General features: G+C 65.4%; 27 protein-coding genes. 12 read left to right on the forward strand and 15 right to left on the reverse strand.

Annotated elements, in window-relative coordinates:
• Positions 1-10: 10 nt before the first annotated feature.
• From AB0876_RS27075 to AB0876_RS27095, 5 genes are all read right to left on the reverse strand, one after another.
• A complete protein-coding gene (locus tag AB0876_RS27075) occupies positions 11-904 on the reverse strand; it encodes an LLM class F420-dependent oxidoreductase (protein ID WP_526043390.1) in 894 nt (297 codons plus the stop codon).
• A 37-nt stretch (positions 905-941) separates the two neighbouring features.
• Positions 942-1,238 (reverse strand): DUF1330 domain-containing protein, encoded by a 297-nt coding sequence (locus AB0876_RS27080; protein WP_003880116.1) that lies wholly within the window; start codon positions 1,236-1,238, stop codon positions 942-944.
• Between the two features lie 15 nt (positions 1,239-1,253).
• Positions 1,254-1,448 (reverse strand): ferredoxin, encoded by a 195-nt coding sequence (locus tag AB0876_RS27085; RefSeq protein ID WP_055115949.1) that lies wholly within the window; start codon positions 1,446-1,448, stop codon positions 1,254-1,256.
• Positions 1,448-2,728, reverse strand: a complete 1,281-nt coding sequence (locus AB0876_RS27090) for a cytochrome P450 (protein ID WP_491841392.1) — start codon at positions 2,726-2,728, stop codon at positions 1,448-1,450. Before AB0876_RS27090 ends, AB0876_RS27085 begins: the two co-directional genes overlap by 1 nt.
• 135 nt (positions 2,729-2,863) lie before the next feature.
• Entirely contained in the window at positions 2,864-3,616 is a 753-nt protein-coding gene (locus AB0876_RS27095) for an SDR family NAD(P)-dependent oxidoreductase (protein WP_526043391.1), read from the reverse strand.
• Positions 3,617-3,679: 63 nt separating this feature from the next.
• Here AB0876_RS27095 and AB0876_RS27100 point away from each other — a divergent pair, with 63 nt between their 5' ends.
• From AB0876_RS27100 to AB0876_RS27115, 4 genes are read left to right on the forward strand one after another with little or no spacing between them, the layout of a single operon-like run.
• Entirely contained in the window at positions 3,680-4,333 is a 654-nt protein-coding gene (locus AB0876_RS27100) for a TetR/AcrR family transcriptional regulator (protein WP_491841081.1), read from the forward strand.
• Between the two features lie 29 nt (positions 4,334-4,362).
• Complete coding sequence (locus tag AB0876_RS27105) at positions 4,363-5,670, forward strand: acyl-CoA dehydrogenase family protein (protein ID WP_526043392.1); 1,308 nt, start codon at positions 4,363-4,365, stop codon at positions 5,668-5,670.
• Entirely contained in the window at positions 5,667-6,692 is a 1,026-nt protein-coding gene (locus tag AB0876_RS27110; RefSeq protein WP_526043393.1) for a phosphotransferase family protein, read from the forward strand. Before AB0876_RS27105 ends, AB0876_RS27110 begins: the two co-directional genes overlap by 4 nt.
• On the forward strand, positions 6,689-7,690 hold the full coding sequence (locus AB0876_RS27115; RefSeq protein ID WP_491841078.1) for an NADPH:quinone oxidoreductase family protein: 1,002 nt from the start codon (positions 6,689-6,691) through the stop codon (positions 7,688-7,690). The genes AB0876_RS27110 and AB0876_RS27115 overlap by 4 nt, the downstream gene beginning before the upstream one ends.
• Here AB0876_RS27115 and AB0876_RS27120 read toward each other — a convergent pair.
• On the reverse strand, positions 7,647-8,003 hold the full coding sequence (locus AB0876_RS27120; RefSeq protein WP_491841077.1) for a limonene-1,2-epoxide hydrolase family protein: 357 nt from the start codon (positions 8,001-8,003) through the stop codon (positions 7,647-7,649). The two genes, AB0876_RS27115 and AB0876_RS27120, sit on opposite strands and share 44 nt — an antisense overlap.
• 272 nt (positions 8,004-8,275) lie before the next feature.
• On the opposite strand from AB0876_RS27120, the gene AB0876_RS27125 reads away from it, so the two are divergent.
• Positions 8,276-9,397 (forward strand): cytochrome P450, encoded by a 1,122-nt coding sequence (locus AB0876_RS27125; protein WP_491841391.1) that lies wholly within the window; start codon positions 8,276-8,278, stop codon positions 9,395-9,397.
• Between the two features lie 69 nt (positions 9,398-9,466).
• Here the strand turns inward: AB0876_RS27125 and AB0876_RS27130 are convergent, their stop codons facing one another.
• From AB0876_RS27130 to AB0876_RS27165, 8 genes are all read right to left on the reverse strand, one after another.
• On the reverse strand, positions 9,467-9,970 hold the full coding sequence (locus AB0876_RS27130) for a hypothetical protein (RefSeq protein WP_055120461.1): 504 nt from the start codon (positions 9,968-9,970) through the stop codon (positions 9,467-9,469).
• A gap of 14 nt (positions 9,971-9,984) precedes the next feature.
• Positions 9,985-10,638 (reverse strand): TetR/AcrR family transcriptional regulator, encoded by a 654-nt coding sequence (locus AB0876_RS27135; protein WP_491841076.1) that lies wholly within the window; start codon positions 10,636-10,638, stop codon positions 9,985-9,987.
• A gap of 116 nt (positions 10,639-10,754) precedes the next feature.
• Positions 10,755-11,903 carry an acyl-CoA dehydrogenase family protein gene (locus AB0876_RS27140; protein ID WP_055115964.1) on the reverse strand — a complete coding sequence of 383 codons (1,149 nt, stop codon included), beginning with the start codon at positions 11,901-11,903 and terminating at the stop codon, positions 10,755-10,757.
• A 15-nt stretch (positions 11,904-11,918) separates the two neighbouring features.
• Positions 11,919-13,076 carry a thiolase family protein gene (locus tag AB0876_RS27145; RefSeq protein ID WP_491841075.1) on the reverse strand — a complete coding sequence of 386 codons (1,158 nt, stop codon included), beginning with the start codon at positions 13,074-13,076 and terminating at the stop codon, positions 11,919-11,921.
• A 21-nt stretch (positions 13,077-13,097) separates the two neighbouring features.
• Positions 13,098-14,375, reverse strand: coding sequence for a CaiB/BaiF CoA transferase family protein (locus tag AB0876_RS27150; protein WP_526043394.1), 1,278 nt, complete (start codon positions 14,373-14,375; stop codon positions 13,098-13,100).
• On the reverse strand, positions 14,356-15,114 hold the full coding sequence (locus tag AB0876_RS27155) for an SDR family NAD(P)-dependent oxidoreductase (RefSeq protein WP_526043395.1): 759 nt from the start codon (positions 15,112-15,114) through the stop codon (positions 14,356-14,358). The genes AB0876_RS27150 and AB0876_RS27155 overlap by 20 nt, the downstream gene beginning before the upstream one ends.
• A 15-nt stretch (positions 15,115-15,129) precedes the next feature.
• The gene (locus AB0876_RS27160) at positions 15,130-16,308 is read right to left on the reverse strand and encodes an acyl-CoA dehydrogenase family protein (RefSeq protein WP_491841072.1); all 1,179 of its coding nucleotides are present in this window, start codon (positions 16,306-16,308) and stop codon (positions 15,130-15,132) included.
• A gap of 52 nt (positions 16,309-16,360) precedes the next feature.
• Complete coding sequence (locus tag AB0876_RS27165) at positions 16,361-17,656, reverse strand: amidohydrolase family protein (protein ID WP_526043454.1); 1,296 nt, start codon at positions 17,654-17,656, stop codon at positions 16,361-16,363.
• A gap of 236 nt (positions 17,657-17,892) precedes the next feature.
• On the opposite strand from AB0876_RS27165, the gene AB0876_RS27170 reads away from it, so the two are divergent.
• The 7 genes from AB0876_RS27170 to AB0876_RS27200 are packed head-to-tail and all read left to right on the forward strand — an operon-like array spanning position 17,893 to position 23,725.
• Positions 17,893-18,423, forward strand: a complete 531-nt coding sequence (locus AB0876_RS27170) for a carboxymuconolactone decarboxylase family protein (protein ID WP_491841071.1) — start codon at positions 17,893-17,895, stop codon at positions 18,421-18,423.
• Between the two features lie 25 nt (positions 18,424-18,448).
• A complete protein-coding gene (locus AB0876_RS27175) occupies positions 18,449-19,798 on the forward strand; it encodes an aromatic ring-hydroxylating oxygenase subunit alpha (protein ID WP_526043455.1) in 1,350 nt (449 codons plus the stop codon).
• Entirely contained in the window at positions 19,791-20,120 is a 330-nt protein-coding gene (locus tag AB0876_RS27180) for a hypothetical protein (protein WP_090435114.1), read from the forward strand. The genes AB0876_RS27175 and AB0876_RS27180 overlap by 8 nt, the downstream gene beginning before the upstream one ends.
• Positions 20,121-20,122: 2 nt before the next feature.
• Positions 20,123-21,364, forward strand: a complete 1,242-nt coding sequence (locus AB0876_RS27185; protein ID WP_526043396.1) for a metal-dependent hydrolase family protein — start codon at positions 20,123-20,125, stop codon at positions 21,362-21,364.
• On the forward strand, positions 21,348-21,794 hold the full coding sequence (locus AB0876_RS27190) for a nuclear transport factor 2 family protein (RefSeq protein ID WP_526043397.1): 447 nt from the start codon (positions 21,348-21,350) through the stop codon (positions 21,792-21,794). Before AB0876_RS27185 ends, AB0876_RS27190 begins: the two co-directional genes overlap by 17 nt.
• The gene (locus tag AB0876_RS27195; protein ID WP_526043398.1) at positions 21,791-22,924 is read left to right on the forward strand and encodes an acyl-CoA dehydrogenase family protein; all 1,134 of its coding nucleotides are present in this window, start codon (positions 21,791-21,793) and stop codon (positions 22,922-22,924) included. The genes AB0876_RS27190 and AB0876_RS27195 overlap by 4 nt, the downstream gene beginning before the upstream one ends.
• A 60-nt stretch (positions 22,925-22,984) precedes the next feature.
• Entirely contained in the window at positions 22,985-23,725 is a 741-nt protein-coding gene (locus tag AB0876_RS27200; protein ID WP_526043456.1) for an acyl-CoA dehydrogenase family protein, read from the forward strand.
• 90 nt (positions 23,726-23,815) lie between these two features.
• Here the strand turns inward: AB0876_RS27200 and AB0876_RS27205 are convergent, their stop codons facing one another.
• On the reverse strand, positions 23,816-25,303 hold the full coding sequence (locus AB0876_RS27205; protein WP_526043399.1) for an adenylate/guanylate cyclase domain-containing protein: 1,488 nt from the start codon (positions 25,301-25,303) through the stop codon (positions 23,816-23,818).
• Between the last annotated feature and the right edge of the window lie 6 nt (positions 25,304-25,309).

Raw genomic sequence — 25,309 nt, forward strand, 5'->3', positions numbered from 1 at the left:
CCGGCCCTGGCTAGGCGGCGATTACCGACTTGCCGAACTGCTCGGTGGCCTCCAGTGCATGGGCCAGGCTGTCTCCGGGCAGGGCCACGTGGAGCCAGGTGACCCCGAGTGCGGCAAGCTTGTCCACGCCGGCCAGGTACGCGTCGGCGTTGAAATCGTCGCTGCCGGGGTTACCGCCTTCAAAGTTGTTGAACACGATGTCGATTCCGGCGGGATCGCGACCGACCGCGGTAAGCCGGGCCCGCAGATCCTCGATGCCGGCGGCCAGGGCGTCCAACGAGTCCATCGCGGCTGTTCCTGCGGTCTTGGCCAGGCCCGGTGGTGCGGCGAACGGGCACCAACCGTCGCCGTGCTTGGCGACCCGGGCCCGCGCCGCGGAAGTGTTGCCGCCGATCCAGATCGGTGGATGCGGAGTCGCCGCCGGTCGCGGATGCGCGGTGATACCGCGTGCGCTGAAGTTCTTACCCTCGAAGGTGTAGTCATCGGTGGTCCAGATGCCACGGATCACCTCGAGGGCCTCGTCGAACAGTGCAGCGCGCTCGTCGAAGGAGACGCCGAGCGCGGCGAATTCCCGCTTGAGATAACCGACTCCGACGGCCAGCGTGAACCGGCCACCGGACAGCAGGTCCAAACTCGCACCGGATTTCGCCACCACGAAGGGATTCCGATACGGCAGCACCACGATGTTGGGCACCAGACGCAGCGTCGTGGTGTGCGCCGCGGCGAACGCCATGGCCACGAACGGGTCCAAGGCGTCGTGGCCGCCCGCATCGAGCCAGCGCTGAGATGGAGCGGGATGGTCGGTGAATCCGAAGCCGTCGAAACCCGCAGCCTCGGCCGCAGCGGCCATCGCGGCAACTCCGCTGCCACTCACCAGATCCGGATGGTACGGATGAGTGTGCATCGGGTACGTGATGCTGTAGCGCACTGCGGTCGCCCGATCAGGAGGGGAAGCCGGAGAGGATGACGCCGTTGCACTCCGCGGCGCCTTGGCGGACCTTGGCGGCCGCCTGGTAGGCGTCGGAGTAGTACCACTCGCGGGCGGCGTCAACGGATTCGAACTCGAGCACCACGGTCTGGGTGCCGTGCCAGGCGCCCTCGATCACCTCGGGCTTCTGGTCGACGGCCACGATGGTTGCACCGCCCATCGCCTTCGACGCCAGTTTGGCGTACTCACCCATACCGGCCGGGTCTTTGATGTCCTCGGTGATGATGACGTAACCCTTGGCAGATGCCATTGCGAATCTCTTTCTCTAGTTGTCGATTTCGCTGATCGCCCGTTCCGGGCAGTTCTGTATCGCTTCACGGGCGGCGTCTTCCAGCCCGGCCGGAACTTCTTCCGGGTCGGCCACCGCCCAACCGTCGTCCGACATCTCGAAGACCTCGGGGCACAGAGTCAGGCACATGCCGTGGCCGGCACAACGGTCCTCGTCAACCCGCACCTTCATCAGCTGTCGAACTCCAGATGCAGCTCGGTGAGCCCGCGCAGGATGAACGTCGGGATGTAGTTGTAGCGCCGTTCGCCGTCCGAGCCGTGCTTGGCCTCGGAGATGCGGATGTCGGTGGTGCGGTCCAACAGGCGCTCGAGGCCGACCCGGGTCTCGGCGCGTGCCAACGGGGCGCCGGGGCAGCTGTGGATGCCACGACCGAAAGCCAGGTGCTGGCGGGCGTTCTTGCGCGCCGGGTCGAAGGTGTCGGGATCCTCGAAGCGGCGAGGGTCGCGGTTGGCCGCACCGTTGAGCACCATCACCGTGGTGCCCGCGGTCAACTCGGTCTCACCGATGGTCACCGGGCAACGCGACAGCCGGAAGTCGCCCTTGACCGGGCTCTCGATCCGCAGCGCTTCCTCGATGAAGTTCGGGATCAGGCTGCGGTCGGCGCGCAGCCGCTGCTGGATTTCCGGCTGTTCACCGAGGACCTTCAGCGCGGTGCTGAGCAGGCGCACCGTGGTCTCCTGCCCGGCCGAGAAGACGTTGGTCGCCACCCTCGCGACATCGCCGACGTCGGGGATGCTGCCGTCGGGGAAGGTCGCCTCGGCGAGACCGGTGAGTACATCGTCGCGCGGGTTGGCCCGGCGATCCGAGATGTAATCAGAGAACTGACCGTAGAGGAACTCCAGCGGGCTGTGGGACAGCGACTCCTTGCTGGTGCTGCCGATGCCGCCGCCGGAATTCTGCTTGATGCCATTGACGAACGCTTCGCGATCCTCGTCTGGGATACCGAGGAGATCGGCGATCACCAACAGTGTGAACGGACCGGCGAAACCCTTGATGAACTCACCCCCGCCGGGCGCCAGGTAGCTGTCGAGCACTTCATCGGCCAACTGCCACATGGCGTCCTCGTTCTCTTTGAGGCGCTTGGGCGTGATGAGCCGCATCAACAGCGAGCGGTGATCGGTGTGGGTCGGCGGATCCAGCGTCGGCAGCTGATCACTGAACGGCAGATCATTGCGATGCTTGTCGATGAGCGCGGTGACCTCTTCGGCGCTGCGCCCTTCCAGCGGGACCGGGAACCCCGGGAAAGGCCCGGTGACCGACAGGCACGACGAGAAGGTCTCCTCGTCGTTGTAGACCTGCACGGCTTCGTCCCAGCCGGTCACCATGGTCACGTTGTAGTGGTCTTCCCGGCTGACCGGGCACTTGTTCCGCAGCGCCTCGAAGAACGGATACGGGTCGTCGACCAATCGTTCATCGCGGAAAAAATCGATACCCGTTGGGTCGATCGCCATCTGTTGCTCCCGTTCCAGCCACGCGTATGAGAATGCGCCTCTCATCTATGAATAGTAGATTTCCACAGCCCCGGTTGCGCGTCAACGTCGGACCCCAACCGATCAGCGACAAACAGCAAGAATAAGATTCTCGCTCTATCCACCCAGCATCGTCAGGCCGCCGTCGACAGCGATCAACTGACCGGTGATGAAGGCCGCCCCCTCGCCGGCCAGGAACACCAGAACCGGCCCCAGATCGCGGGCCGGGTCCCCGAGTGCACCGCCCAACGGGATCGTCATCTTCATCTGCTGATCGACGAGCTTCGCGACCTCAGGGCCGAGGAACTCCCGAAGCCGATCCGCGCCGGGAGTCTCGACTGCCGGCGCGAGCGCGTTCACCGTCACCCGGTCCGCCGCCCACGCCTTGGCCGCAGATCGCGTCCAGGCCTGGACCGCACCCTTGGTCGCCGCGTACACGGCCGAGATGGCGCTGCCCATGACCGCCTCGGCCGAGCCGAAGTTGATGATGCGTCCGCCGGAACCGCGCATGGCCGCGTAGGCGGCCTGGTTGGCGAAGATGGTGGCCTTGAGGTTGGTGTCGACCAGATAGTCGATCTCGGCCACCTCGATCTGCCCGGGGATGCCCGGTTGCCACAGGCCCGCCGCGTGCACCAGGACGTCGAGGCCGCCCATGGCCTGTGCCGCCGAGGTCACCATGGCGTCGACCGCGGCCGCATCGCGCAGGTCGCACTGTAGCCAGGTCACCGTCGCTCCGTCGGGCGGCGGAGTCCGGTGGTAGGTGGCCACGACGTCGGCGCCCGCGGCACTCAGCACATCCACGGCGGCCGCCCCAATACCCGAGGCGCCGCCGGTGACCAGAATCCGGCGACCGTGCAGCGGTTGGTTCATATTGAGATAGTTAGACAAACGTCAACTATTTTCAATAGTCGAATCCGTTGTTAGAGTCCGAATATGCCCAAGGAAGTCACGACAGACACCGCTGACAGCAGTCAACGTCGCGCCTCGTTCCAACGGGCCCGCTCGCACCAGACCAAACGCGACCTGGTCCAGGCCGCGATGGCGCTCTGGCGCACCAACGGATACGCCAAGACCACAGTGGCCGACATCTGCCGAGCCGCAGGGGTGTCCCGGGCGTTGTTCTACTTCTACTTCCCGGCCAAAGAAGACGTGCTGTTCGAGGTCGGCCTGACCTCGACCCGCCTGGCCCAGAAGCGCGTGAAGTCCCTGCTGACCGGCGATTACGACATGATGGCCGTCATCACGGAGGCACTCCGCAGCCTGGAACGGTCGATGGCGCGCAACCCACCAGAACTGATCGTCGAGACGATCCTGGAGGGGTACCGGCACGAGCACCGGATCCTGGCCGGCGACGTCGACCCCGATACGCAGGACGCCGACATGTTCGGCGAGTTGTTCACGCGCGCCCAGGCCGACGGCAAGCTCGGCGCACACGTCGACGTGCCGCACCTGTCCCGGCTGGCCCAGATCCTGGTCAGCGAAGGTGTCCGGCATTGGGCCGGGGGCAGCTACGGCGACCGCTCGTTCACCGAGCTCGTCGCACGCGACATCGGCGCGATGATCACCGGCTTCAACACCACCACCTAGCCACCTACAACCAGAGCGGAGGACCCCCGATGGCGTGGGATTTCGAGACCGACCCCGAGTATCAGGAATTGCTGGACTGGGCAGACGAATTCGTGACCGAGCAGGTCGAACCGCTCGACCTGGCGTGGCCGCACAAACAGTTCACCCCATTGGAGGGCAGCCGCCGGGAGGCCATCGACCCGCTCAAGGCACAGGTGCGTGAAAAAGGTTTGTGGGCCACTCATCTGGGCCCCGAGCTCGGCGGGCAGGGTCACGGGCAGCTCAAGCTCGCGCTGCTCAACGAGATCCTGGGCCGCTCGCAGTGGGCGCCCATCGTGTTCGGCTGTCAGGCCCCCGACACCGGCAATGCCGAGATCATCGCGCATTACGGGACCGAGCAACAGAAGAAGCGCTACCTGCATCCACTGCTCGAGGGAGAGTTGTTCTCCTGCTACTCGATGACCGAGCCGCACGCCGGTGCGGACCCCACCCTGTTCACCACGAGCGCGGTGAGAGATGGGGATGGGTCGAGCTGGATCATTAATGGCTGGAAGTTCTTCTCCTCCAACGCCGCAACCGCATCGTTCCTGATCGTCATGGTGGTGACCAATCCCGAGGTCAGCGCCTACCAGGGCATGTCGATGTTCCTGGTGCCCACCGACACCCCCGGCGTCAAGATCGTCCGCAACGTCGGTTTGTACGGTGAGCCGGACAACGAGGGCAGCCACGCGTTGATCCACTACGACAACGTCCGTGTTCCCGCCGAAGCTCTGTTGGGCGGCGAGGGCCAGGCGTTCGTCATCGCCCAGACACGGTTGGGCGGCGGCCGGATTCACCACGCGATGCGCACGATCGGCCTGGCCCAGAAGGCGCTCGACATGATGTGCGAACGTGCGCTCAGCCGCGAGACGCAGGGCAGCCGGCTATCCGACAAACAGTTCGTCCAGGGTTACATCGCCGACTCCTACGCCCAGTTGCTGCAATTCCGGCTGATGGTCCTCTACACCGCGTGGGAGATCGACAAGTACAACGACTACAAGAAGGTCCGCAAGGACATCGCCGCCGTCAAGGTGGCCATGCCCACCGTGCTGCACGACATCGCCTGGCGGGCAATGCAGATCCACGGCGCGCTGGGCGTCACCAACGAGATGCCCTTCCTCGGCATGGTCACCGGCGCCGCGGTGATGGGCCTGGCCGACGGTCCGACGGAGGTACATAAGACCACCGTCGCCCGGCAGGTGCTGCGCGACTACCAGCCGACCACCGACACCTGGCCCACCGAGTGGATCCCGCGCAAGCGCGACGCCGCGAAGGCCAAGTTCGCCGAATACCTGGAAGCTGAGGTGGGCAACCTGTGAGCACGATCGAAACTGCGCGCCTTGCCGATTGGATGGACAACGCCGGGCTGGCTGGCAAGGGCGAACCGCTGGAGGCCCGCTTCCTGTCCGGCGGAACCCAGAATGTCATCTACGAGATCCGCCGTGGCGAGCACACGTGCGTGCTGCGCATGCCGCCGGACGGCGCCCCACCGGACCGGGACAAGGGGATCCTGCGGGAGTGGCGCATCATCGAGGCACTCGACGGCACGGAGGTCCCGCACACCGCAGCGGTCGGAGTCTGCGCCGATCCGCAGGTGCTGGGCCGGCCGTTCTATCTGATGGGATTCGTCGACGGCTGGTCGCCGATGGATACCCACGGTCGCTGGCCTGAGCCGTTCGACTCCGACCTGAGCACCCGGCCCGGGCTGAGTTATCAGCTGGCCGAGGGTATTGCGTTGCTGTCGAAGGTGGACTGGCAGGCCAAGGGGCTGAGCGATCTGGGCAGGCCCGACGGCTTTCACGAACGCCAGGTCGACCGCTGGATCGGATTCCTCGACCGGATCAAGAACCGTGAGTTGCCCGGGCTGGAGGTGGCCACGGACTGGCTGCGGGCCCACAAGCCGCTCGATTTCATCCCGGGCCTGATGCACGGGGACTACCAGTTCGCCAATGTCATGTACCGCCACGGCGCACCGGCCACGATGGCCGCGATCGTGGACTGGGAGATGGGCACCGTCGGCGACCCGAAGCTGGACCTTGCCTGGATGGTGCAATCGTGGCCCTCCGACACAGACAACCCGGAGCCGTCCGAGATGGGTTATGTCGACATGCGTGGGATGCCCTCGCGCGACGACGTCGTGGCGCACTACGCGAAGGTCTCCGGACGCCAGGTGGACGACCTCGACTACTACCTGGTGCTGGCGAAGTGGAAGCTGGCGATCGTCCTGGAGCAGGGTTTTCAGCGGGCGGGCGACGACGAGAAGCTGCTGGCATTCGGGCCGGTGGTCACCGAGCTGATGCGATCTGCCGCCGAACTCGCCGAATCCACCGACTACACGTGAAGGCCGCCGTCTGCCCCGAGTACGGGCCTCCGGATGTCGTTCGCCTCGACGACGTCCCCGCTCCCCCGCTGGAGTCCGGCCAGGTACGGGTCGAAGTCGGCGCGGCCGCGGTGAACTTCCCCGATGTACTGCTGGTCGCCGACAAGTACCAGATGCACGTACCGGTGCCGTTCATCCCGGGTAGTGAGTTCGCCGGGGTGGTCACCGAGGTCGCCCCTGACACCGACGGTTTCGCCGTCGGCGACCGGGTGACCGGAACCGGATTGTTCGGTGCGTTCGCCGAGCAGGTGTGCGTTGCGGCGTCGGGATTGGCCCGAATTCCCGACCATGTGGACGACGGCACCGCGGCGGCCTTCGGAGTGGCTCACCGCACCGCGTATCACACGTTGCGCTCGGTGGCCCGGATCCAACCCGCCGACGACGTGATCGTGCTGGGCGCCGGCGGCGGCGTGGGTCTTGCGGCGGTGCAGCTCGCAACCGCCCTCGGCGCACGGGTCACGGCAGTCGCCTCGTCTGACGAAAAGCTCTCCACCGCAGCTCAATACGGTGCCGTCTCGCTCGTCAACCACGCGCGCGGCGACCTGCGCGCCGCTCTGCGGGAAGCCCTGCCCGACGGCGCGCACGCCGTGCTCGACCCGGTCGGCGGGGACCTGTCCGAGCCGGCGTTACGGTCGCTGCGTCGCGGCGGCCGGTTCGTGACGATCGGCTACGCCTCTGGCGTCATTCCCCGCATCCCGCTGAACCTGGTTCTGGTCAAGGGAATTCACGTTCTGGGCTTTCAATTTCAGGACATCGCCCCGGACGAGTTCGCCCGCAACGAAGAGGAATTGCGGGATCTTCTGGCCACCGGCACCGTTCGACCACACATCGGTGCGGTCTATCCGCTCAGCGAAACCGCTGCGGCACTGTGCGAGGTGGCCTCCGGCAAAGCTGTCGGCAAGGTCGTGATCGACCTCAGGACTCCTTCGGCGGATAGAAGTATTCCCGCCACGCCGTGATCTTCTCGTCCCGCACCTCGTAGGCACCCATGACCGGCCAGCTCATCTGCTGTCCGTTCACGATCCAGTGATCGCGCCGTTCCATCAACACGACATCTCCGTCGACTGCGAGGTGCAGGATCTCCAGGTCGACGCATTTCCCGCCGGCGAAGAACACCTTCATCATCTCGTGAATCGCATCGCGCCCCGAGAGTTTCGGCCAGTCGGGGCCGATGTCAAAGGTGGCGTCGTCGGCGAAGTGACTCATGACCTCGTCGACGTCGTTGCTCCCCCATGCGGCGATCTCGGCGCGCACGATTTTCTCAGCGGTCATCAGTCCCCCGTCGGCCGTTGTGACAGAGATTTACACTAGCCCGCCCGAGTGTAATTCCGATAGACATCACTTCCGGACCAGCTCACCTTTCAATCCGCAACAGCCCGTATCGAATTCGATCCGATTCTGAGCGCCGGCGAGCCAATCCTTGACCGGGCTACCCCCGGCCTGCTAAGCAGGTGCACAGCCCATTCGATACGGTCAGGAGACCAGCCGTGCCCACGTCGACCGAAGCCGACCTGTACTACGACCCGTACAGCGTCGAGCTCAACATGGACCCCTATTCGGTGTTTGCCCGAATCAGGGAAGAAGCCCCGCTGTATTACAACGAGCAGCACGACTTCTACGCACTGAGCCGGTACGACGATGTCAACAAGGCGGTCATCGACCATGAGACATTCATCTCCGGGCGCGGAGCCCTGCTCGAGATCATCAAGTCCGGCATGGAGATACCGCCGGGAACACTGATCTTCGAGGATCCGCCGATCCACAACATTCACCGCAACCTGCTGTCGCGGGTGTTCACCCCGCGTAAGGTGCTGGCACTCGAACCGCAGATCCGAGAATTCACCGCGCGTTGCCTGGATCCGCTGATCGGGTCGGACAAGTTCGACTTCGTCAACGACCTGGGCGAACAGATGCCGATGCGCGTCATCGGCATGCTGCTGGGCATCCCCGAGGACCGGCAACGCGCCATCACCGACCACGGCGAGGAGACCCTGCAGGGGCAGACAGTCGACGCCCTGGCCACCGGTGAGGTGTTCGCGGAGTTCATCGACTGGCGCACCGAGCACCCGTCCGACGACATCATGACCGACCTGCTCAACGCCGAGTTCACCGACGAGACCGGCACCGTGCGCACGCTGCGTCGCGACGAGCTGCTGCTGTACCTGACGGTCATCGCAACAGCCGGCTCCGAGACCACCACGCGCCTGATCGGCTGGGCCGGAAAGACCCTGGCCGACGTCCCGGATCAACGTCGTGAGCTGGTGGAGAATCCTGAGCTCATCCCCCAGGCGATCGAGGAGATCCTGCGCTGGGAGCCGCCGGCACTGCAGATCGCCCGCTACGTCACCCGCGATGTCGAGTACTACGGCCGAACCGTTCCGGAGGGCTCGGCGATGCTCATGCTGGTCGGCGCGGCGAACCGCGACCACCGGCGGTTCGCACCGGACGGTGACGTCTTCGACATCCACCGGGAACAGAAGTCCCACATGACTTTCGGTGCAGGCACGCACTTCTGCATGGGCAACGCACTGGCCCGCCTGGAGGGGCGCATCGCCTTGGAGGAGATCCTCAAACGATTCCCGGAGTGGACTGTCGACTGGGCCAACGCCAAACCGTCGGAGACCGCCGCGGTGCGGGGCTGGTCAGCGATGCCCACTTTCGTCTAGCGCGCCGAGCGTGCACTCAGATCGCGAAATCGCGTGAATTCGCGATCTGTATGCACGCTCGGCGAGAGATCAGCTGGCCGGAATCAGATCCGCTGGCACCGAGCGACTGAGCATCGTGCCGCAACGGAACGCCTCGGTGTTGCCGACCACCTTAGCTTCGGGATCGTTGACCGCGGCGAGCGCCTGGGCCTTGAAAGCGCGTGCGGCGGCGGACAATTCGTGACGTACCGGGTCAACACTCAGATCGGCCGGACACTCGTCGCCCCACAGCGTCACCTCGGTGTGGCCCTGCTCCAGCGCCCCCAGGACGCCGCGTCGTACCCGCTCGTCGGTGTTGAACAGGTTGGCGGCCACCGCGACGGTCTGCGGATGCGGCCGGTCCTCCCAAGACTCCAGGACGGACTCCAGCGCAATGGTCTCGACCCCGAGGATCGCCAGCGGCCGGACATCCTCGTCGGCGCCGATCAGCACCGTGACATCCCACCCCGCCATCACCCGATCGACGAGCCAGCCGCCGGCGAACCGGACCGCGTCGACCACACAGGGGGCGACCACATCAAGCCGATACCGCATGTCGTCCTCCAATCTCACTGGACGGTCGCCCCGTTGCGGCCGTCCGGCTGCTCGATCTCCCGCCCCAGCATGTCGGCGTAGCTCTTGAACACGTCCGTCAACGGGAGCGAGGGATCGAGTAGCCATGAGGTCTCCATTCCATTGATGAATGCCAGGATCTCCACGGCCTTGGTGGCCGCGTCGAAGTCGGAGCGGTAGCGGCCACTGTGCTGGCCGCGGGTGATGATGTCGGTGACGATGTCGCGCGCAGCTTGCTGTCGTTTCAGCAAACGATCGTGCAGTGGCGCATCAGGTTGGATGTTCTCCACCAACAGAACCGTGAAGGTGCCGACCAGTTCAGGCGCCCGGACAAACCGCTCGGCAACCCGCTTGATCTCCTGAGCGAGATCGCCGGAGCGGTCGGCGTGGGTGTCGTCGTCATGGTCGCGGGCGTCGAGCACTGCGTTGAGCAGTTGTTCCTTGGACTCGAAGTGGTGCAGCAGACCGGCCGGGGTGACGCCGACCTCCCGGGCTATCTGAGCCAGCGAGGTGTTGCGCCAACCATTGCGGGCGAGCAGCTTCTCAGCCACAGAAAGTATCCGCTGCCTGCGGTCTTCCCCCTTGGCCAGGAGCGTCTCATAGGGCCGTGCGCCCTGAGAGGACACCTCTGCCCCTGCAACTGAAGTCACCGAACTCCTTCGTCGAACCAACCTAGTGAACACACAGTAGGTTGGTTTGACCGTTGTGACAAGCGTCTCAGGAAAAGAAGTTTCCGACGGCCGTCACAGCCGCCGGATATACCCGCTCAGAGCCCCAGCGACTTGGCGATGATCACCTTCATGACCTCGCTGGTCCCGGCATAGATGCGCGCCACCCGGGCATCCGTGTAGAGCCGGGCGATGGGGTACTCCATCATGTAGCCGTACCCGCCGAAGAGCTGCAGGCAACGATCGATCACTCGCGCCTGCATCTCCGTGCAGAACAGTTTCACCCGGGCCGCGTCGGCACCGGACAGTTCGCCGTCGACGTGCAGGGCCACCGCCCGGTCGAGCATCGCCTGCGCCGCTTCGACCTCCGTCGAGCACGCCGCGAGTTCGAACTTGGTGTTCTGAAAAGACGCCACCGGTTGGCCGAACGCCTTGCGGTCCTTGGTGTAGCCGATCGCCGCCGCAATTGCCGAGCGCGCCTGAGCCACCGAACCCACCGCCACGGTGAGCCGCTCCTGGGCCAGGTTGTGGCCGAGGTAGCTGAAGGCCTCGCCCTCCTCCCCCAGCACGTTCGCCACGGGCACCCGGACGTCGGTGAACGACAGCTCGGCGGTGTCCTGCACCTTGCAGCCCATCTTCTCCAACTCGCGGCCCCGCTCGAAGCCCGCCATGCCGTCCTCGACGACCAGCAGCGTCAGCCCCTTGCGCCGGTTCTCCGGGTCGGTCGACGTCCGTGCCACGACAACCACCAGATCGGCCTGGATGCCGCCGGTGATGAACGTCTTGGCACCGTTGAGCACGTACTCGTCACCATCCCGGACCGCGGTGGTGCGCATTCCGGCCAGGTCCGAACCCGTTCCCGGCTCGGTCATCGCGACCGCGGTCAGCAGTGTGCCCGCGGCCAGCCCGGGGAACCACCGCTGCCGCTGCTCCTCGTTCGCGTAGTGCAGGAAGTACGGCAGGATCACCTCGAGCTGAGTCCGCACCGTCGACAACGTCACCAGTGCACGGGCCGCCTCCTCCTGCAGCACCACGTTGTAGCGGTAGTCGCCGATGCCGGCGCCGCCGTACTCCTCGGGGATCGCCATCCCGAGCATGCCGAGTTCACCCATCTGCTTGAAGACGTCACGGGGCATCCGTCCGCCCTTCTCCCACTCGGGATAGGCGGGGACGACTTCCTTCTCGATGAAATCCCGTGCGAGGGCGCGGAACGCCTCGTGGTCCTCGGTGAACAGGTTGCGTTGCACTACTTCTCCCTAGCGTCAGTCGATGAGCTCGACCAGCGTGGCGTTGGCGGTGCCGCCACCCTCACACATGGTCTGCAGTCCGTAACGAATTCCGTTGTCGCGCATGTGGTTGATCATCCGGGTCATCAGCACCGCACCCGACGCACCGAGCGGATGTCCGAGCGCGATGGCACCGCCGAGCGGGTTCAGTTTGGCCTCGTCGGCGCCGGTCTCGGCCAGCCAGGCCAGAGGCACGGGGGCAAATGCCTCGTTCACCTCGAACACGCCGACCTCGTCCAGACGCACGCCGGCCTTGTGCAGCACCTTCTCGGTCGCCGGGATGGGCCCGGTCAGCATCAACACCGGGTCCGCGCCCGTCACCACGCCCGCCCGGTACCGCGCGATGGGCGTAAGGCCCATTGCCAGAGCGGCTTCGGCCGTCATCACCAGCAGGGCCGCGGCACCGTCGGAGATCTGTGAGGAGTTGCCCGCGTGGATCACCCCGTCCTCGGCGAAGGCGGGCTTGAGACCGGCGAGCTTCTCCACCGTGCTGCCGCGGCGGACCCCTTCGTCGGCGACCACCGGATCAAGCTGGTCGGCCGGGTCGGGAAACACGGTGATCATCTGGTTCTCGAAGGCGCCGCGGTCCTGCGCCGCCGCGGCCCGCTCGTGCGAGGCGACGGAGTACTCGTCCAGCTGGGTCCGGCTGAAACCCCACTTCTGCGAGATCATCTCGGCCGAGATGCCCTGGTTGAACGAAAAATCCTGGTACCGCTCGAACACTTTCGGCCCATATGGCTGACCGGTGGCCCGGGCCGCTCCCAGCGGCACCTTGCTCATCACCTCGACCCCGCCTGCGACGACGACGTCCTGTTGGCCCGACATGACGGCCTGAACCGCGAAATCCAGCGCCTGCTGGCTGGATCCGCAGGCGCGGTTGACCGTCGTGCCCGGGATGTGTTCGGGCCAGCCGGCGGCCAGCACCGAGTACCGGCCGATGTTGCTGGACTGATCGCCGACCTGGGAGACGCAGCCCCAGACCACGTCGTCGATGATGTCGGGGCTGATGCCCGCCCGCTCCACCAGCGCGTTGAGCACCAGTGCCGACAGGTCGGCGGCATGGAATCCCGACAGGCCGCCGTTGCGCTTGCCGACCGGGGTACGGACGGCCTCGACGATGACGGTTTCGCGCATTGGATTCTCCGTTCTTCTTGACTAGGACTGCGGGTAGGCGGGGCCGATCGCGCCCTGCTCGCGCAGCACGGCGATCTGCTCGGCGCTCAGGCCGATCCCGCTCAGGATGGCATCGGTGTGCTCGCCGAGTCCCGGCACTGCGCCCATCCCCAGTTCCATCCCGCTGATGACCGGCGGCGGCAACAGCGCCGCGATCTCCCCGTTGGGGGTGCCGACCTGACGCCAACGGTCTCGCGCTTTCAGGTGCGGGTGGTCGATGACCTCGCTGGGCAGGTTGTACCGCGAATTGCCGATCCCGGCCTCATCGGCGGTCCGCTGGATGTCGTCGAGATCGTGCTGGGCACACCAGGATTCGATCGCCTTGTTGAGCTCGTCGCGATGCGCACAGCGGTCGGAGTTGGTGGCGAAGCGCGCATCGTCGGCGAGATCGGGCCGCTCGATGATCTCGCGCGCCAACCGCTGCCACTCCCGGTCGTTGGTGGTCCCCAGCACCACGGTCTGCCCGTCGCGGGTATCGAACGCCCCGTAGGGCGCCACCGCCGGCGAACTCATCCCCAGCGGAACCTGGTCGATCCCGGAGTGCTGGGTGTAGGCCAGCTGGTACCCCATGATGTCGGTCATGGTGTCGAACAGGCTGACCGCCACGGCCGGCGCGGCACCGGTGTCGCCCGAGCGGGCCCGACCGACCAGCAGCGCCATGACGGACAACGCCGAATACAGCCCGGTGGTGATATCGGCAACCGCCGCACCGGGTTTGGCCGGCATGCCCGCATAGCCGGTCGACGCGCACGAACCGGATTCGGCCTGCACCAACAGGTCGTAGGCGCGCTTGTGCGACAGCGGCCCGCCGGGGCCGTAACCGTCGATCTCCACCGGGATCACCTGAGGATGACGCAGCTTGAGGTCCTCGGGCCCCAACCCCAGGCGCGCGGTGGCACCCGGAGCGAGATTGGACACGAAGGCGTCGGCGCCGTCGAGCAACCGGTGCAGCACCTCCATGCCCTCGGGTGACTTCAGATTGAGGGTCACCGATTCCTTGCCGCGGTTGGCCCACACGAAATGGGCCGCCTGACCGAGCACGACATCGTCGTAGTCGCGGGCGAAGTCACCGCCCTTGGGGTTCTCGATCTTGATCACCCTGGCGCCGAAATCAGCGAGCACCCGGGTGCACATCGGCGCGGAAACCGCCTGCTCCATCGCGATGACGGTGATACCTGCCAGCGGCAAAGAGGATTCAGCCGCTGTGCTGGATGGTTCGCTCGTAAACTCGCTCACAGGCTCACATAACCATGCCGCCATCGACCGGCAGCACCTGCCCGGTGATGTACGACGCAGCGTCAGAGGCCAGGAAGACGAACGCGCCCGCAACCTCGTCGGCCTCGGCCCACCGCTTGAGCGGGATGCGGTTCATCATGTTGGCCGCGAACTTCTCATTGGTGCGGATGGTTTCCGTCATCGGCGTCGCCGCCAGCGGCGCCAGGGCGTTGACCATGATGTTCTTCGTCGCCAGCTCACGAGCCAGTGACTTGGTGAACCCGATCAGGCCGGCTTTGGCCGCCGAGTAGTTGACCTGCCCGAGCGTGCCGGTGAGGCCGGCCGCCGAGGTGACGTTGATGACGCGGCCGGTCCCGTCGGTCGGCATGTGCGGCAGTGCCGCCTGCGTGACGTGGAACGTACCCATCACGTGGATGTCGAAGGTGACGCGGAAGGTCTCGTCGGTCAGCTTGGGGAACATCGCCGGCGACGTGACGCCCGCGTTGTTGACCACGATGTGCAGGTTGCCCTCGCCGAGTGCGGCGGCCTGCGCGGCGGCGGCCACTGCCGCGTCGCGGTCACTGACGTCCAGCGCGGCACTGTCGGCCTTGCCGCCCGCGGTGTTGATTCGGTCCGCGACCGCAGCCGCCGCCTCACCGCTGATGTCGGTGACGAGCACCGCGGCACCGGCCGCCGCGAGCGCCTCGGAAACCGCCGCGCCGATCCCGGCACCGGCCCCGGTCACCAGCGCCGAACGTCCGGTCAGGTCGAAATAGGTCCTCATAGATCTGGATATCTCCTAGTAGCTCTTGGGCAGGCCGAGCACGTTCGCGCTGAGGAAGTTCAGGATCATCTCCTGGCTCACCGGGGCGATCTTCATCAGTCGGGACTCACGGAAGAACCGGGAGATGTTGTACTCCTCGGAGTAACCCATCCCGCCATGGGTCTGCAGCGCACGGTCGGCCGCACCGAACCCGGCGTCGGCACAAAGGTATTTGGCCATGTTGGCCTCGCGACCGCACGACTTACCGTTGTCGTAGAGCCAGGTGGCCTTGCGCAGGATCAGTTCGGCCGCATCCAAGCGGGCCAGTGAATCCGCCAGCGGGAACTGGATGCCCTGGTTCATGCCGATCGGGCGATCGAACACCACCCGCTCGTTGGCGTACTTGACCGCACGGTCCAGGGCCACGCGACCGATGCCGAGGGCCTCGGCGGCGATCAGCATCCGCTCCGGGTTGAGCCCGTGCAAGATGTACTTGAACCCCTTGCCCTCCTCGCCGATCAGGTGCTCGGCAGGCACCCGGAGATCGTCGATGAACAACTCGTTGGAGCTCACCGCATTCCGGCCCATCTTGTTGATGGGACGGATCTCGACGTGATCCCGGTCGAGGTCGGTCAGGAACAACGACAGCCCGTCGGTCGGCTTCCCGCCACGTTTCTCCACGTCCTCGCGGGACTCGGTGCGGGTGAGCAGCAGGATCTTCTCTGACTCAAGCGCTTTGGAGATCCACACCTTACGTCCGTTCACCACATAACTGTCGCCATCCTTCCTGGCGAACGTGGTGATACGTGAGGTGTCCAGGCCCGCACCGGGTTCGGTGACGCCGAAGCACACATGCAGATCGCCGTTGACGATGCGCGGCAGCGTCTCTTTCTTCATCTCCTCGGAGCCGAACACCACTACCGGCTGCATCCCGAAGATCGACATGTGAATCGCGCTGGCGGCGTTCATGGCTCCACCGGACCGGGCCACCTCCTCGGCCAGGATGGTGGCCTCGGTGATACCGAGGCCGTGCCCGCCGTACTCCTCGGGGATGGTCATCCCCAGCCAGCCTCCGCCGGCGATGGCGTCGTAGAACTCCTGTGGGAACTCGTGACCCTGGTCCTTGGTCATCCAATAGTGATCGTCGAACTTGCCCGCCAGCTCCGCAACGGACTTGCGGATCAGCTGCTGGTCTTCGGTCAGCTCGAAGTTCATACCGCCCGACACTGTGTGTTCTCCTATTTTTCTCAGCCGTTCGTGTTGGCGTTCAGTCGCGTGCGCCGGCAACAGCTTTCGCATTGACCTGGAAGTCGGCGAAGCTGGCGCCGGTCTTCTCCTTCTTGCTCAGTGCCTGAATCGACACGTCGTGGCCTTCGGCGGCCTTTCGCAAGGCACCGACGGTCGCCTGGCCCTTGGGCACATGGGCGAACGGGTCGAAGTGGTACAGCCGCATGGCGTTCTCGTGGGTGATCTTGTTGATCTCGTCGTCCGGGACGCCGTAGGTTTCGAACACCGCATGCAGTTCCTCGGGGGCACCGGGCCACATCGAGTCACTGTGTGGGTAGTCCATCTCCCAGCAGATGTTGTCCACACCGATCTCGTGGCGGTTCTTCACCCCGACCGGATCCGAGATGAAACAGGTCATGAAGTGCTCCCGGAACACCTCTGAGGGCAACTTGCCGCCGAAGTCCTGGTGCGTCCACGTCGAGTGCATGTCGTAGGTACGGTCCACCCGGTCCAGGAAGTACGGAATCCAGCCGGTGCCGCCCTCGGACAGTGCGATCTTGAGTCCCGGATACGCCTTGATCGGCGCCGACCACAGCAGATCAGCCGCGGCCTGCACGATGTTCATCGGCTGCAGGGTGATCATGACGTCCATCGGGGCGTCCGGGGCCGTGATCGCCAGCTTGCCCGACGATCCGATGTGCACGTTCATCACGGTGTCGGTGTCGACCAGGGCCTCCCACAACGGCTTCCAGTACTCCAGGTCGTGGAAGGACGGGTAGCCCAACGTCGACGGGTTCTCGGTGAATGTCAGAGAGTGCACACCCTTCTTCGACACCCGACGAACCTCGTCGGCACACAACTGCGGATTCCAGATCGCCGGGATGGCCATCGGGATGAACCGACCCGGGTTCGACCCGCACCATTCGTCGATGTGCCAGTCGTTGTAGGCCTGCACCAACGCCAACGAGAACTCGTCGTCGTCGGTGGCGAACAGTCGGGCGGCGAAACCCGGGAACGACGGGAAGTTCATGGTGGCCAGCACACCGCCGGCGTTCATATCCTTGACCCGTTCGTCGGGGTCGTAGCAGCCCTTGCGGATCTCATCGAGCCCCTGTGGCTCCAGCCCGTACTCCTCCTTGGGCCGGCCGGCCACCGCGTTGAGCGCCACGTTCGGGATCACCGTGTCGCGGAACTGCCAGGTGTCACTGCCGTCGGGGTTGTGCACCAGACGTGGTGCCTCGTCGCGGTACTTCTCCGGGAGATGGTTCTTGAACATGTTCGGCGGTTCGATGATGTGGTCGTCGACGCTGATCAAGATCATGTCGTCTTTGTGCACTGCCTCGCTCCGTTCCATGGCCGTCACATTGGTTCTCTATGGGAGAAAACTAGCTTCTCGTCTAGAGAGAATCAATGTCTGATGCCGCTGACGAGCAGATTTAGCCAGGTCACCACGCAATCTCGCGCGTTCTTGTTGACCATCGACACAAAAGGTGGAAACCTGTTAGTCGGAAATGAGAACCTGATTCTCGTCATCGAGAGTCACCAACGGGTCACCGAGAGGAGAACCGCCCCGTGCGCTTGGCCCCCTTGCCCGCCGAGGAGTGGGACGACGACGTGCGACGAGCACTGTCGGTCATGCTTCCCGAGGAGCGGCTCAATCCCGAGGGAGCGGGCACCGCGCTGTCGACACTGGCTCGCCACCCCTCCCTGACCAAGGCGTTCCTGCGGTTCAGCAATCATCTGCTGTTCCGCTCGACACTGGATCCCCAGATGCGTGAGCTCGCCATCCTGCGGATCGCCCATCGCAAGAAGTGCGAATACGAGTGGACGCACCACGCATTCATCGGGAAGTCCGAGGGACTCACCGATGAGCGGATCGCGAGTAGTACCAGCGGCGAAGGTGCCACTCCCCTCGACCAGTTGGTGCTCGACTCCGTCGACGAACTCGACGGGCAGTCGGAGATCTCGGACGGCACCTGGGCCGCCCTGAGCGAGCATCTCGACGAGCGCCAGCGCATGGACCTGGTCTTCACAATCGGCGGCTATGGCCTGATGGCCATGGCCTACAACACCTTTGGAATTGCGCCGGAATCCGGCCACTAACTCAAGAAGAAAGTAGAGGTAGATGATGGCGTTCTTCCCGAAGCCAGACGCCGGCAGCTGGACCGAGAACTGGCCCGAACTGGGCACCGGCCCGGTCAACTACGAGGACTCGATCGATCCCGAGCAGTGGAAGCTGGAGCAGCAGGCCATCTTCCGCAAGACCTGGCTGCAGATGGGCCGCGTGGAGTTGATCCCCAAGAAGGGCAGATACATCACCCGCGAGCTGCCGTCGGTCGGCCCCGGCACCTCGATCATCATCGTCAACGACGGCGACCAGATCCGCGCCTTCTACAACCTGTGCCGCCACCGCGGCAACAAGCTGGTGTGGAACGACTACCCGGGCGAGGAGGTCTCCGGCAGCTGCCGCCAGTTCGTCTGCAAGTACCACGCCTGGCGTTACGACCTCAAGGGTGACCTGACGTTCATCCAGCAGGAGCAGGAGTTCTTCGACGTCGACAAGGCCGACTACCCCCTCAAGCCTGTGCGGTGCGAGGTCTGGGAGGGCTTCATCTTCGTCAACTTCGACGACGACGCGGTGTCGCTCGAGGAGTACCTGGGCGAGTTCGCCGAGGGCCTCAAGGGTTATCCGTTCCACGAGATGACCGAGCACTACAGCTACCGCTCGGAGGTCAAGGCCAACTGGAAGCTGTTCATCGACGCATTCGTCGAGTTCTACCACGCGCCGATCCTGCACATGAAGCAGGCGGAGAAGGAGGAGGCTGAGAAGCTGGCCAAGTTCGGCTTCGAGGCGCTGCACTACGACATCAAGGGCGACCACTCGATGATCTCGTCCTGGGGCGGCATGAGCCCGCCGAAGGACCTCAAGATGGTCAAGCCCATCGAGCGCATCCTGCACAGCGGTCTGTTCGGGCCGTGGGATCGCCCCGACATCAAGGGGATCCTGCCCGACGAGCTGCCGCCCGCGATCAATCCCGGCCGGCACTCGACATGGGGCCAGGACTCTTTCGAGTTCTTCCCGAACTTCACCCTGCTCTTCTGGGCCCCGGGCTGGTACCTGACCTACAACTACTGGCCCACCGGTGTGGACAGCCATATCTTCGAGGCCGACCTGTACTTCGTGCCGCCGAAGAACCTGCGCGAACGACTGTCCCAGGAACTGGCCGCGGTGACGTTCAAGGAGTACGCGTTCCAGGACGCCAACACGCTGGAAGCCACCCAGACGCAGATCGGCACCCGCGCCGTACTCGACTTCCCGCTGTGCGACCAGGAAATCCTGCTGCGCCACCTGCATCACACCGCTCACAGCTACGTCGACCGGTACAAAGAAGCCAAGGCCAACGGGAATGGTTCAACGAACGGCAATCACGCCGCTCCGAGTGAGAAGGCCGCAGAGAAGGATGCCGCAAATGTCTAAGTTGCCTGAAGAATTCGCCGACCTGGAGCGGTTCAGCGACTGGTGCCTGCCCACCGAAGAGGAGCGTTATCAGAAGCGCCTCAACTCGTCGATGGACGAGATGCAGGAGCTCTACGACGCCGGCATGGCGCGCCTCGAGGACATCATGGTCTACGTCGATGCCCGCTTCCCGCTGGCGAGCATGCCGGACGACGCCAAGGCGCTGGTACACCTCGGGCAGTCGGTCGTCATGGTCAGTTTCCCGATCGAGGTGTGGAAGCAACCGCGCGTGCTCGACAGCGGTGCCGCCTACATCAATCTCATCAAGGAGCCGGTGGTTTAGTCGTGCTGACCCTCAAAGCTGCGGGTCTTGTCGACGTCGATGCCGGGACGATCATTCGTCCCGGCATTGTCCGTGTCGACGGAGACCGAATCGTGGCCGTCGGAGACGGCAAATCAGACCTAGCCGTCGGTCCTGATGACGAGATTATCGATCTCGGTGACTCCATCCTGCTGCCCGGCCTGATGGACATGGAGGTCAACCTGCTCATGGGTGGCCGGGGTGAGAACCCGGGCCTGTCCCAGGTGCAGGACGATCCCCCGACCCGCGTGCTGCGCGCGGTGGGCAACGCCCGCCGCACCTTGCGCGCCGGGTTCACCACCGTGCGCAACCTCGGATTGTTCGTCAAGACAGGTGGATACCTGCTCGACGTCGCCCTGGGCAAGGCCATCGACGCCGGCTGGATCGATGGACCCCGCATCATCCCGGCCGGCCACGCGATCACGCCCACCGGCGGGCACCTCGATCCGACGATGTTCGCGGCGTTCATGCCGGGCGTGCTGGAGCTGACCATCGAAGAGGGCATCGCCAACGGGGTCGACGAGATCCGCAAGGCCGTGCGCTACCAGATCAAGCACGGCGCCCAGTTGATCAAGGTGTGCTGTTCCGGCGGTGTCATGTCGCTGACCGGAGAGGCTGGTGCGCAACACTATTCCGACGAGGAGTTGCGCGTCATCGTCGACGAGGCGCACCGACGCGGGCTGCGGGTCGCGGCCCACACCCACGGCGCCGAGGCCGTCAAGCACGCGGTGGACTGTGGCATCGACTGCATCGAGCACGGCTTCCTGATGGACGACGAAGCCATCCAGAAGCTGGTCGACAACGACCGGTTCCTGGTCACCACCCGCCGCCTGGCCCAGGCCATGGATGTCTCGAAGGCACCGAAGGTGCTGCAGGACAAGGCAGCCGAGATGTTCCCAAAGGCCGAGACCTCCATCAAGGCTGCGTACGAGGCCGGGGTGAAGATCGCGGTCGGCACCGACGCGCCGGCGATCCCGCACGGCAAGAACGCTGACGAACTCGTCACGCTGGTGGAGTGGGGCATGCCGCCAGCCGCGGTGCTGCGCGCGGCCACGGTGGTGGCCGCCGACCTGATCAACGTCACCGACCGGGGCCGGTTGGCCGAGGGACTGCTCGCCGACATCATCGCGGTGCCGGGCAATCCGCTCGAGGACATCTCCGTTACACAACGTGTGGATTTTGTAATGAAAGGCGGTAAGGTCTTCCGCAATGAGCACATCAACTGATTCCCCGACCCGGACCGAGGATCTCATCGAGATCCAGCAGGTGCTCGCCAAGTACGCGGTGACCATCACCCAGGGCGACATCGAAGGTCTCGTCAGCGTTTTCACGCCCGACGGCACCTACAGCGCATTCGGCGAGACCTACACGCTGAATCGCTTCCCGGTCCTGGTGGACGCCGCCCCCAAGGGCCTGTTCATGACCGGAACCGCCCTGATCGACCTGGTCGAAGGGGCGGATACGGCGTCCGGTACCCAGCCGCTGTGCTTCATCGAGCACTCCAAGCACGACATGCGCATCGGCTACTACCGCGACACCTACGTGCGGACCGCTGAGGGCTGGCGGCTCAAGACCCGGGCGATGACGTTCATCCGGCGCAACGGCGATCACGACCATGGCCGGCCGCACGCGATCGGCAGGCCGGAAGCAGGATGAGCGAGCGTAGCGATCTGTTCGATCCCACGACCTTCCGTACGGCGCTGCAGGATTGGCTCGCCGAGAATGACCTGACGCCACCGGACGACCATTCGCTCGAAGGGCACATGCGCCAGTTCGCCCGCGTGCAGAAGGCGCTGTACGACGGTGGTTGGAGCCGTTACGGCTGGCCCGAACACGCGGGCGGGTTGGGCGGTCCGGCGATGCTGCGTGCGATCGTCGGCGAGGAAGTCGTGGGTCGCCGATTGGCCGAACCCGGCCCGTACTCGATGCTCGAGGTGCTGGCGCCGACGATGATCGACTACGCGCCCAAAGAGCTGGCTGCTGAGATGGTGCCGAAACTGCTGTCCGGCGAAGAGCAGTGGTGCCAGGGGTTCTCCGAGCCGGGTTCGGGTAGCGACCTGGCCTCGCTCACCACCCGCGCGGTCCAGCGCGACGACGGCAAGTGGATCGTCAACGGTCAGAAGGTCTGGACCAGCTTCGCGCAGTACTCGCACCGGTGCATCTTGCTGACCCGCACCGGCGATGCGGACACTCCCAACCACCAGGCCATCACGGCGTTCTTCGTCGACACCGACGCTCCCGGCATCACCATCCGGCCCTTGCACACCATGCACGATGTCGACGAGTTCTGCGAGGTGTACTTCGACGACGTCGAGGTCGACGCGAGCCGGATGCTCGGCAATCCGGGCGACGGTTGGCAACTGGCGATGGATCTGCTGCCGTACGAACGCTCGACCTGCTTCTGGCAGCGCATCGCCTACCTGTACTCCCGGTTCGACGCGTTGGTGGAGGCGGTGAAACGGCAAGGGCAGGTGGTGGATCCGGACCTCGGTGAGGTCTATCTGGCCCTGCACACACTGCGCTGCCGGTCGGCGGCAACCCAGCACCGACTGGCCGATGGGCACAAGCTCGGGCCGGACACCTCGATCGACAAGGTGCTGCTGGCCGGCGCCGAACAGCTGCTCTACGACACCGCCCGCAATCTGCTGCCCGGGGTGATCGAACTCGAAGACTCCGAATGGCGCACGGAGTACCTGTATTCGCGGGCGTCGACCATCTACGGCGGCACCGCCGAAGTGCAGCGCAACATCATCGCGCGCCGACTGCTGGACCTCGGGAAGGAGTGAGGCGTGACGGATTTGGATACCGAATCACTGGGCCTGCTCGAAGATGCCCTGCGCAAGACCATGCTTTCGGCCTCGGGCGCCGAACTCGATGCCGCGCTGGCCGAACTCGGCTGGGCCGAGATGCTCTCCGACATGCCGGAGACCGCCCTGCCACTGGTATTCCGGCTGCTGGGCGAAACAGGCTCGCACGCGTCGATTCTCAACGATGTGCTGCTGGAGACCATCGGCGGCCTGCCGGGCGGCACCCCGCCGATGCCGTACGCCGGTGGAACCTGGGTGGTGTGGGAAAGGACTGACAGCAGCAATCCGGCACTGGGCGGGCTGCCGCTGCGGCAGGTGCCCGACGGCCAGCTGCTCCGGGTTTCCGAGGCCCGCCGTGCACTGGGCTGGTGGCTGGTCGGCTCGGCCCGGGCGATGCTCGTGCTGGCCCGGCAGCACGCACTGGACCGGGTCCAGTTCGGCAAGCCGATCTCGTCCTTCCAGGCCGTGCGGCACCGGTTGGCCGAGACGCTGGTGGCCATCGAAGGTGCCGAGGCAACGCTGAGCCTTCCCGGCGCAGACAATGTCGACCTGAACTCCCTGCTGGCCAAAGCCGCCGCGGGCAAGGCCGCGCTGACCGCGGCCAAGCACTGCCAGCAGGTGCTCGGCGGGATCGGGTTCACCGAGGAGCACGAGCTGCACAACCACGTGAAGCGCGTCCTGGTGCTCGACGGGTTGCTCGGCAGCTCAAGGGAACTCACTCGTAAGGCCGGCGCCGGGCTGCGCGCCCGAGGCACCGTCCCCCGCCTCGCCCAGCTGTAGGTTTTTCCACCGCGAGCGTGCGGGTCTGCTGCCCGACACGCCGTGGTGGAGCGGCAGTGAGTCCACAGTCGCGGAGAACGACGCTCGCCGCTACGACGAGTCCGCGACGGGCTCGGCGAACACCGTGGCCGTCGAGCGCCCACGCAGTACCGTCGAGCCGCGCACGGCCCAGTGCCTGCCCTCGTCGGCATCGGCATGGGCCAGTGCGCTTCCCGAACACAACACTGTCGACTCGCGGTCCTTGGCGTGGTCGGCCAGGCGCGCCGCTTCGTTGACGGCGTCACCGATCACGGTGTACTCGTAGCGGTTCTCGGCGCCGATGTTGCCCGCGAACACCGAGCCGCACGAAATGCCCACGCCGAACTCCACATCCGGCAACTGGTGCAGCCGTGGCACCAGCGCCCGCGCGGTGGCCAGCGCCGAGGAGGCCGGGTTGTCCAGCCGTAGCGGTGCTCCGAAGACGGCGAGCACGGCGTCGCCCTCGAACTTGTTGATCAGACCGTGATGCCGTTCGACGGTATCCACCACGATCTTGAAGAACCCGTTGAGCAGTTGCGCCACTTCCTGGGGCGGGCGTGAGGCGGCGAGGGCTGTCGAGCCGACCAGATCGACGTAGAGAACGGCGGCCTCACGGACGTCCCCGGTGACGGCCCCACCCTGCTGCAGGGCGTGGCGAGCCACGTCGACCCCGACATAGCGGCCGAAGAGGTCGCGCAACCGGTTCCGCTCAGCCAGGCCGGCCAGCATTCGATTGAATCCGTACTGGAGCCGGCCGATCTCGGACGATTCGTACACCTTGACCGAGACACCGGACCAACCGCGTTCGACGGCCTTCATGGCGAGGACGACCTCCCCGACCGGGTCGGATACCGAACGCGCCACCAGGACCATCGACCGCAGTCCGAAGACCAGCGAGATGACGGCCACCACCAGCACTGCCGCTTCGACGGGCGCCGTCTTCTGCACGAACCAGCCGTTGGAGCGGGCCAATACGATCAGGGCGATGCCTGCCAGGGGCAGGCCGCTGAACAGGGTCCAGATGGTGATCAGCCGGGCCAGCACACCGGGCATGCGCACCATCGTCGACGAGGATGCGGTCAGCGACGCTGCCACGATCGGCCGCAACATGCGTTGCGTCACCAGGAATCCCATGCAGGCGGCCGCGACACCGCCGAACAGGATCGCCCCGCCCATCACGTAGGCGACGCCTCCCCCGGCACCGAGGTTCAGCAGCGTGTACACGAGCGCGCTCACGGCCCAGGTGGTGAACTGGATGATGGTCTGCCTCGGTGCGATACGCATGGCAGCGCGCTGCTGTTGCGGTGTCGGATCCGCCCCCGCGGCAAACCATTTGAACGTCGGATGGACATTGACCCAACCCACGACGGTATCGACGATTGCGGCCGCGACCATCAGCGCGATCAGCGCAACGAGGTTCGCCTGGGTCAGCAGTTCGCGCGCATCACCGACGGTGTTGCGGCTGAGCGCCAGGACCACCAGCGTCACCGCAGCCGCCGCGGTGGTCTGCGCGTAGATCTGCCTGGCCGCGTAACTCACGCTGAGCCGGATCGCCCCCATCTTCAG

The organism is Mycobacterium sp. NPDC049093 (genome assembly GCF_040704635.1).
Lineage (GTDB): Bacteria > Actinomycetota > Actinomycetes > Mycobacteriales > Mycobacteriaceae > Mycobacterium.

Excerpts from the sequence above, each read along its gene's own strand:
- AB0876_RS27075 (WP_526043390.1), bottom strand. The coding sequence starts at position 904 with ATGCACACTCATCCGTACCATCCGGATCTGGTGAGTGGCAGCGGAGTT.
- AB0876_RS27080 (WP_003880116.1), bottom strand. The coding sequence starts at position 1,238 with ATGGCATCTGCCAAGGGTTACGTCATCATCACCGAGGACATCAAAGAC.
- AB0876_RS27085 (WP_055115949.1), bottom strand. The coding sequence starts at position 1,448 with ATGAAGGTGCGGGTTGACGAGGACCGTTGTGCCGGCCACGGCATGTGC.
- AB0876_RS27090 (WP_491841392.1), bottom strand. The coding sequence starts at position 2,728 with ATGGCGATCGACCCAACGGGTATCGATTTTTTCCGCGATGAACGATTG.
- AB0876_RS27095 (WP_526043391.1), bottom strand. The coding sequence starts at position 3,616 with ATGAACCAACCGCTGCACGGTCGCCGGATTCTGGTCACCGGCGGCGCC.
- AB0876_RS27100 (WP_491841081.1), top strand. The coding sequence starts at position 3,680 with ATGCCCAAGGAAGTCACGACAGACACCGCTGACAGCAGTCAACGTCGC.
- AB0876_RS27105 (WP_526043392.1), top strand. The coding sequence starts at position 4,363 with ATGGCGTGGGATTTCGAGACCGACCCCGAGTATCAGGAATTGCTGGAC.
- AB0876_RS27120 (WP_491841077.1), bottom strand. The coding sequence starts at position 8,003 with ATGACCGCTGAGAAAATCGTGCGCGCCGAGATCGCCGCATGGGGGAGC.
- AB0876_RS27125 (WP_491841391.1), top strand. The coding sequence starts at position 8,276 with ATGGACCCCTATTCGGTGTTTGCCCGAATCAGGGAAGAAGCCCCGCTG.
- AB0876_RS27130 (WP_055120461.1), bottom strand. The coding sequence starts at position 9,970 with ATGCGGTATCGGCTTGATGTGGTCGCCCCCTGTGTGGTCGACGCGGTC.
- AB0876_RS27145 (WP_491841075.1), bottom strand. The coding sequence starts at position 13,076 with ATGCGCGAAACCGTCATCGTCGAGGCCGTCCGTACCCCGGTCGGCAAG.
- AB0876_RS27150 (WP_526043394.1), bottom strand. The coding sequence starts at position 14,375 with ATGGCGGCATGGTTATGTGAGCCTGTGAGCGAGTTTACGAGCGAACCA.
- AB0876_RS27155 (WP_526043395.1), bottom strand. The coding sequence starts at position 15,114 with ATGAGGACCTATTTCGACCTGACCGGACGTTCGGCGCTGGTGACCGGG.
- AB0876_RS27160 (WP_491841072.1), bottom strand. The coding sequence starts at position 16,308 with ATGAACTTCGAGCTGACCGAAGACCAGCAGCTGATCCGCAAGTCCGTT.
- AB0876_RS27175 (WP_526043455.1), top strand. The coding sequence starts at position 18,449 with ATGGCGTTCTTCCCGAAGCCAGACGCCGGCAGCTGGACCGAGAACTGG.
- AB0876_RS27180 (WP_090435114.1), top strand. The coding sequence starts at position 19,791 with ATGTCTAAGTTGCCTGAAGAATTCGCCGACCTGGAGCGGTTCAGCGAC.
- AB0876_RS27190 (WP_526043397.1), top strand. The coding sequence starts at position 21,348 with ATGAGCACATCAACTGATTCCCCGACCCGGACCGAGGATCTCATCGAG.
- AB0876_RS27195 (WP_526043398.1), top strand. The coding sequence starts at position 21,791 with ATGAGCGAGCGTAGCGATCTGTTCGATCCCACGACCTTCCGTACGGCG.
- AB0876_RS27200 (WP_526043456.1), top strand. The coding sequence starts at position 22,985 with ATGCTTTCGGCCTCGGGCGCCGAACTCGATGCCGCGCTGGCCGAACTC.
- AB0876_RS27205 (WP_526043399.1), bottom strand. The coding sequence starts at position 25,303 with ATGGGGGCGATCCGGCTCAGCGTGAGTTACGCGGCCAGGCAGATCTAC.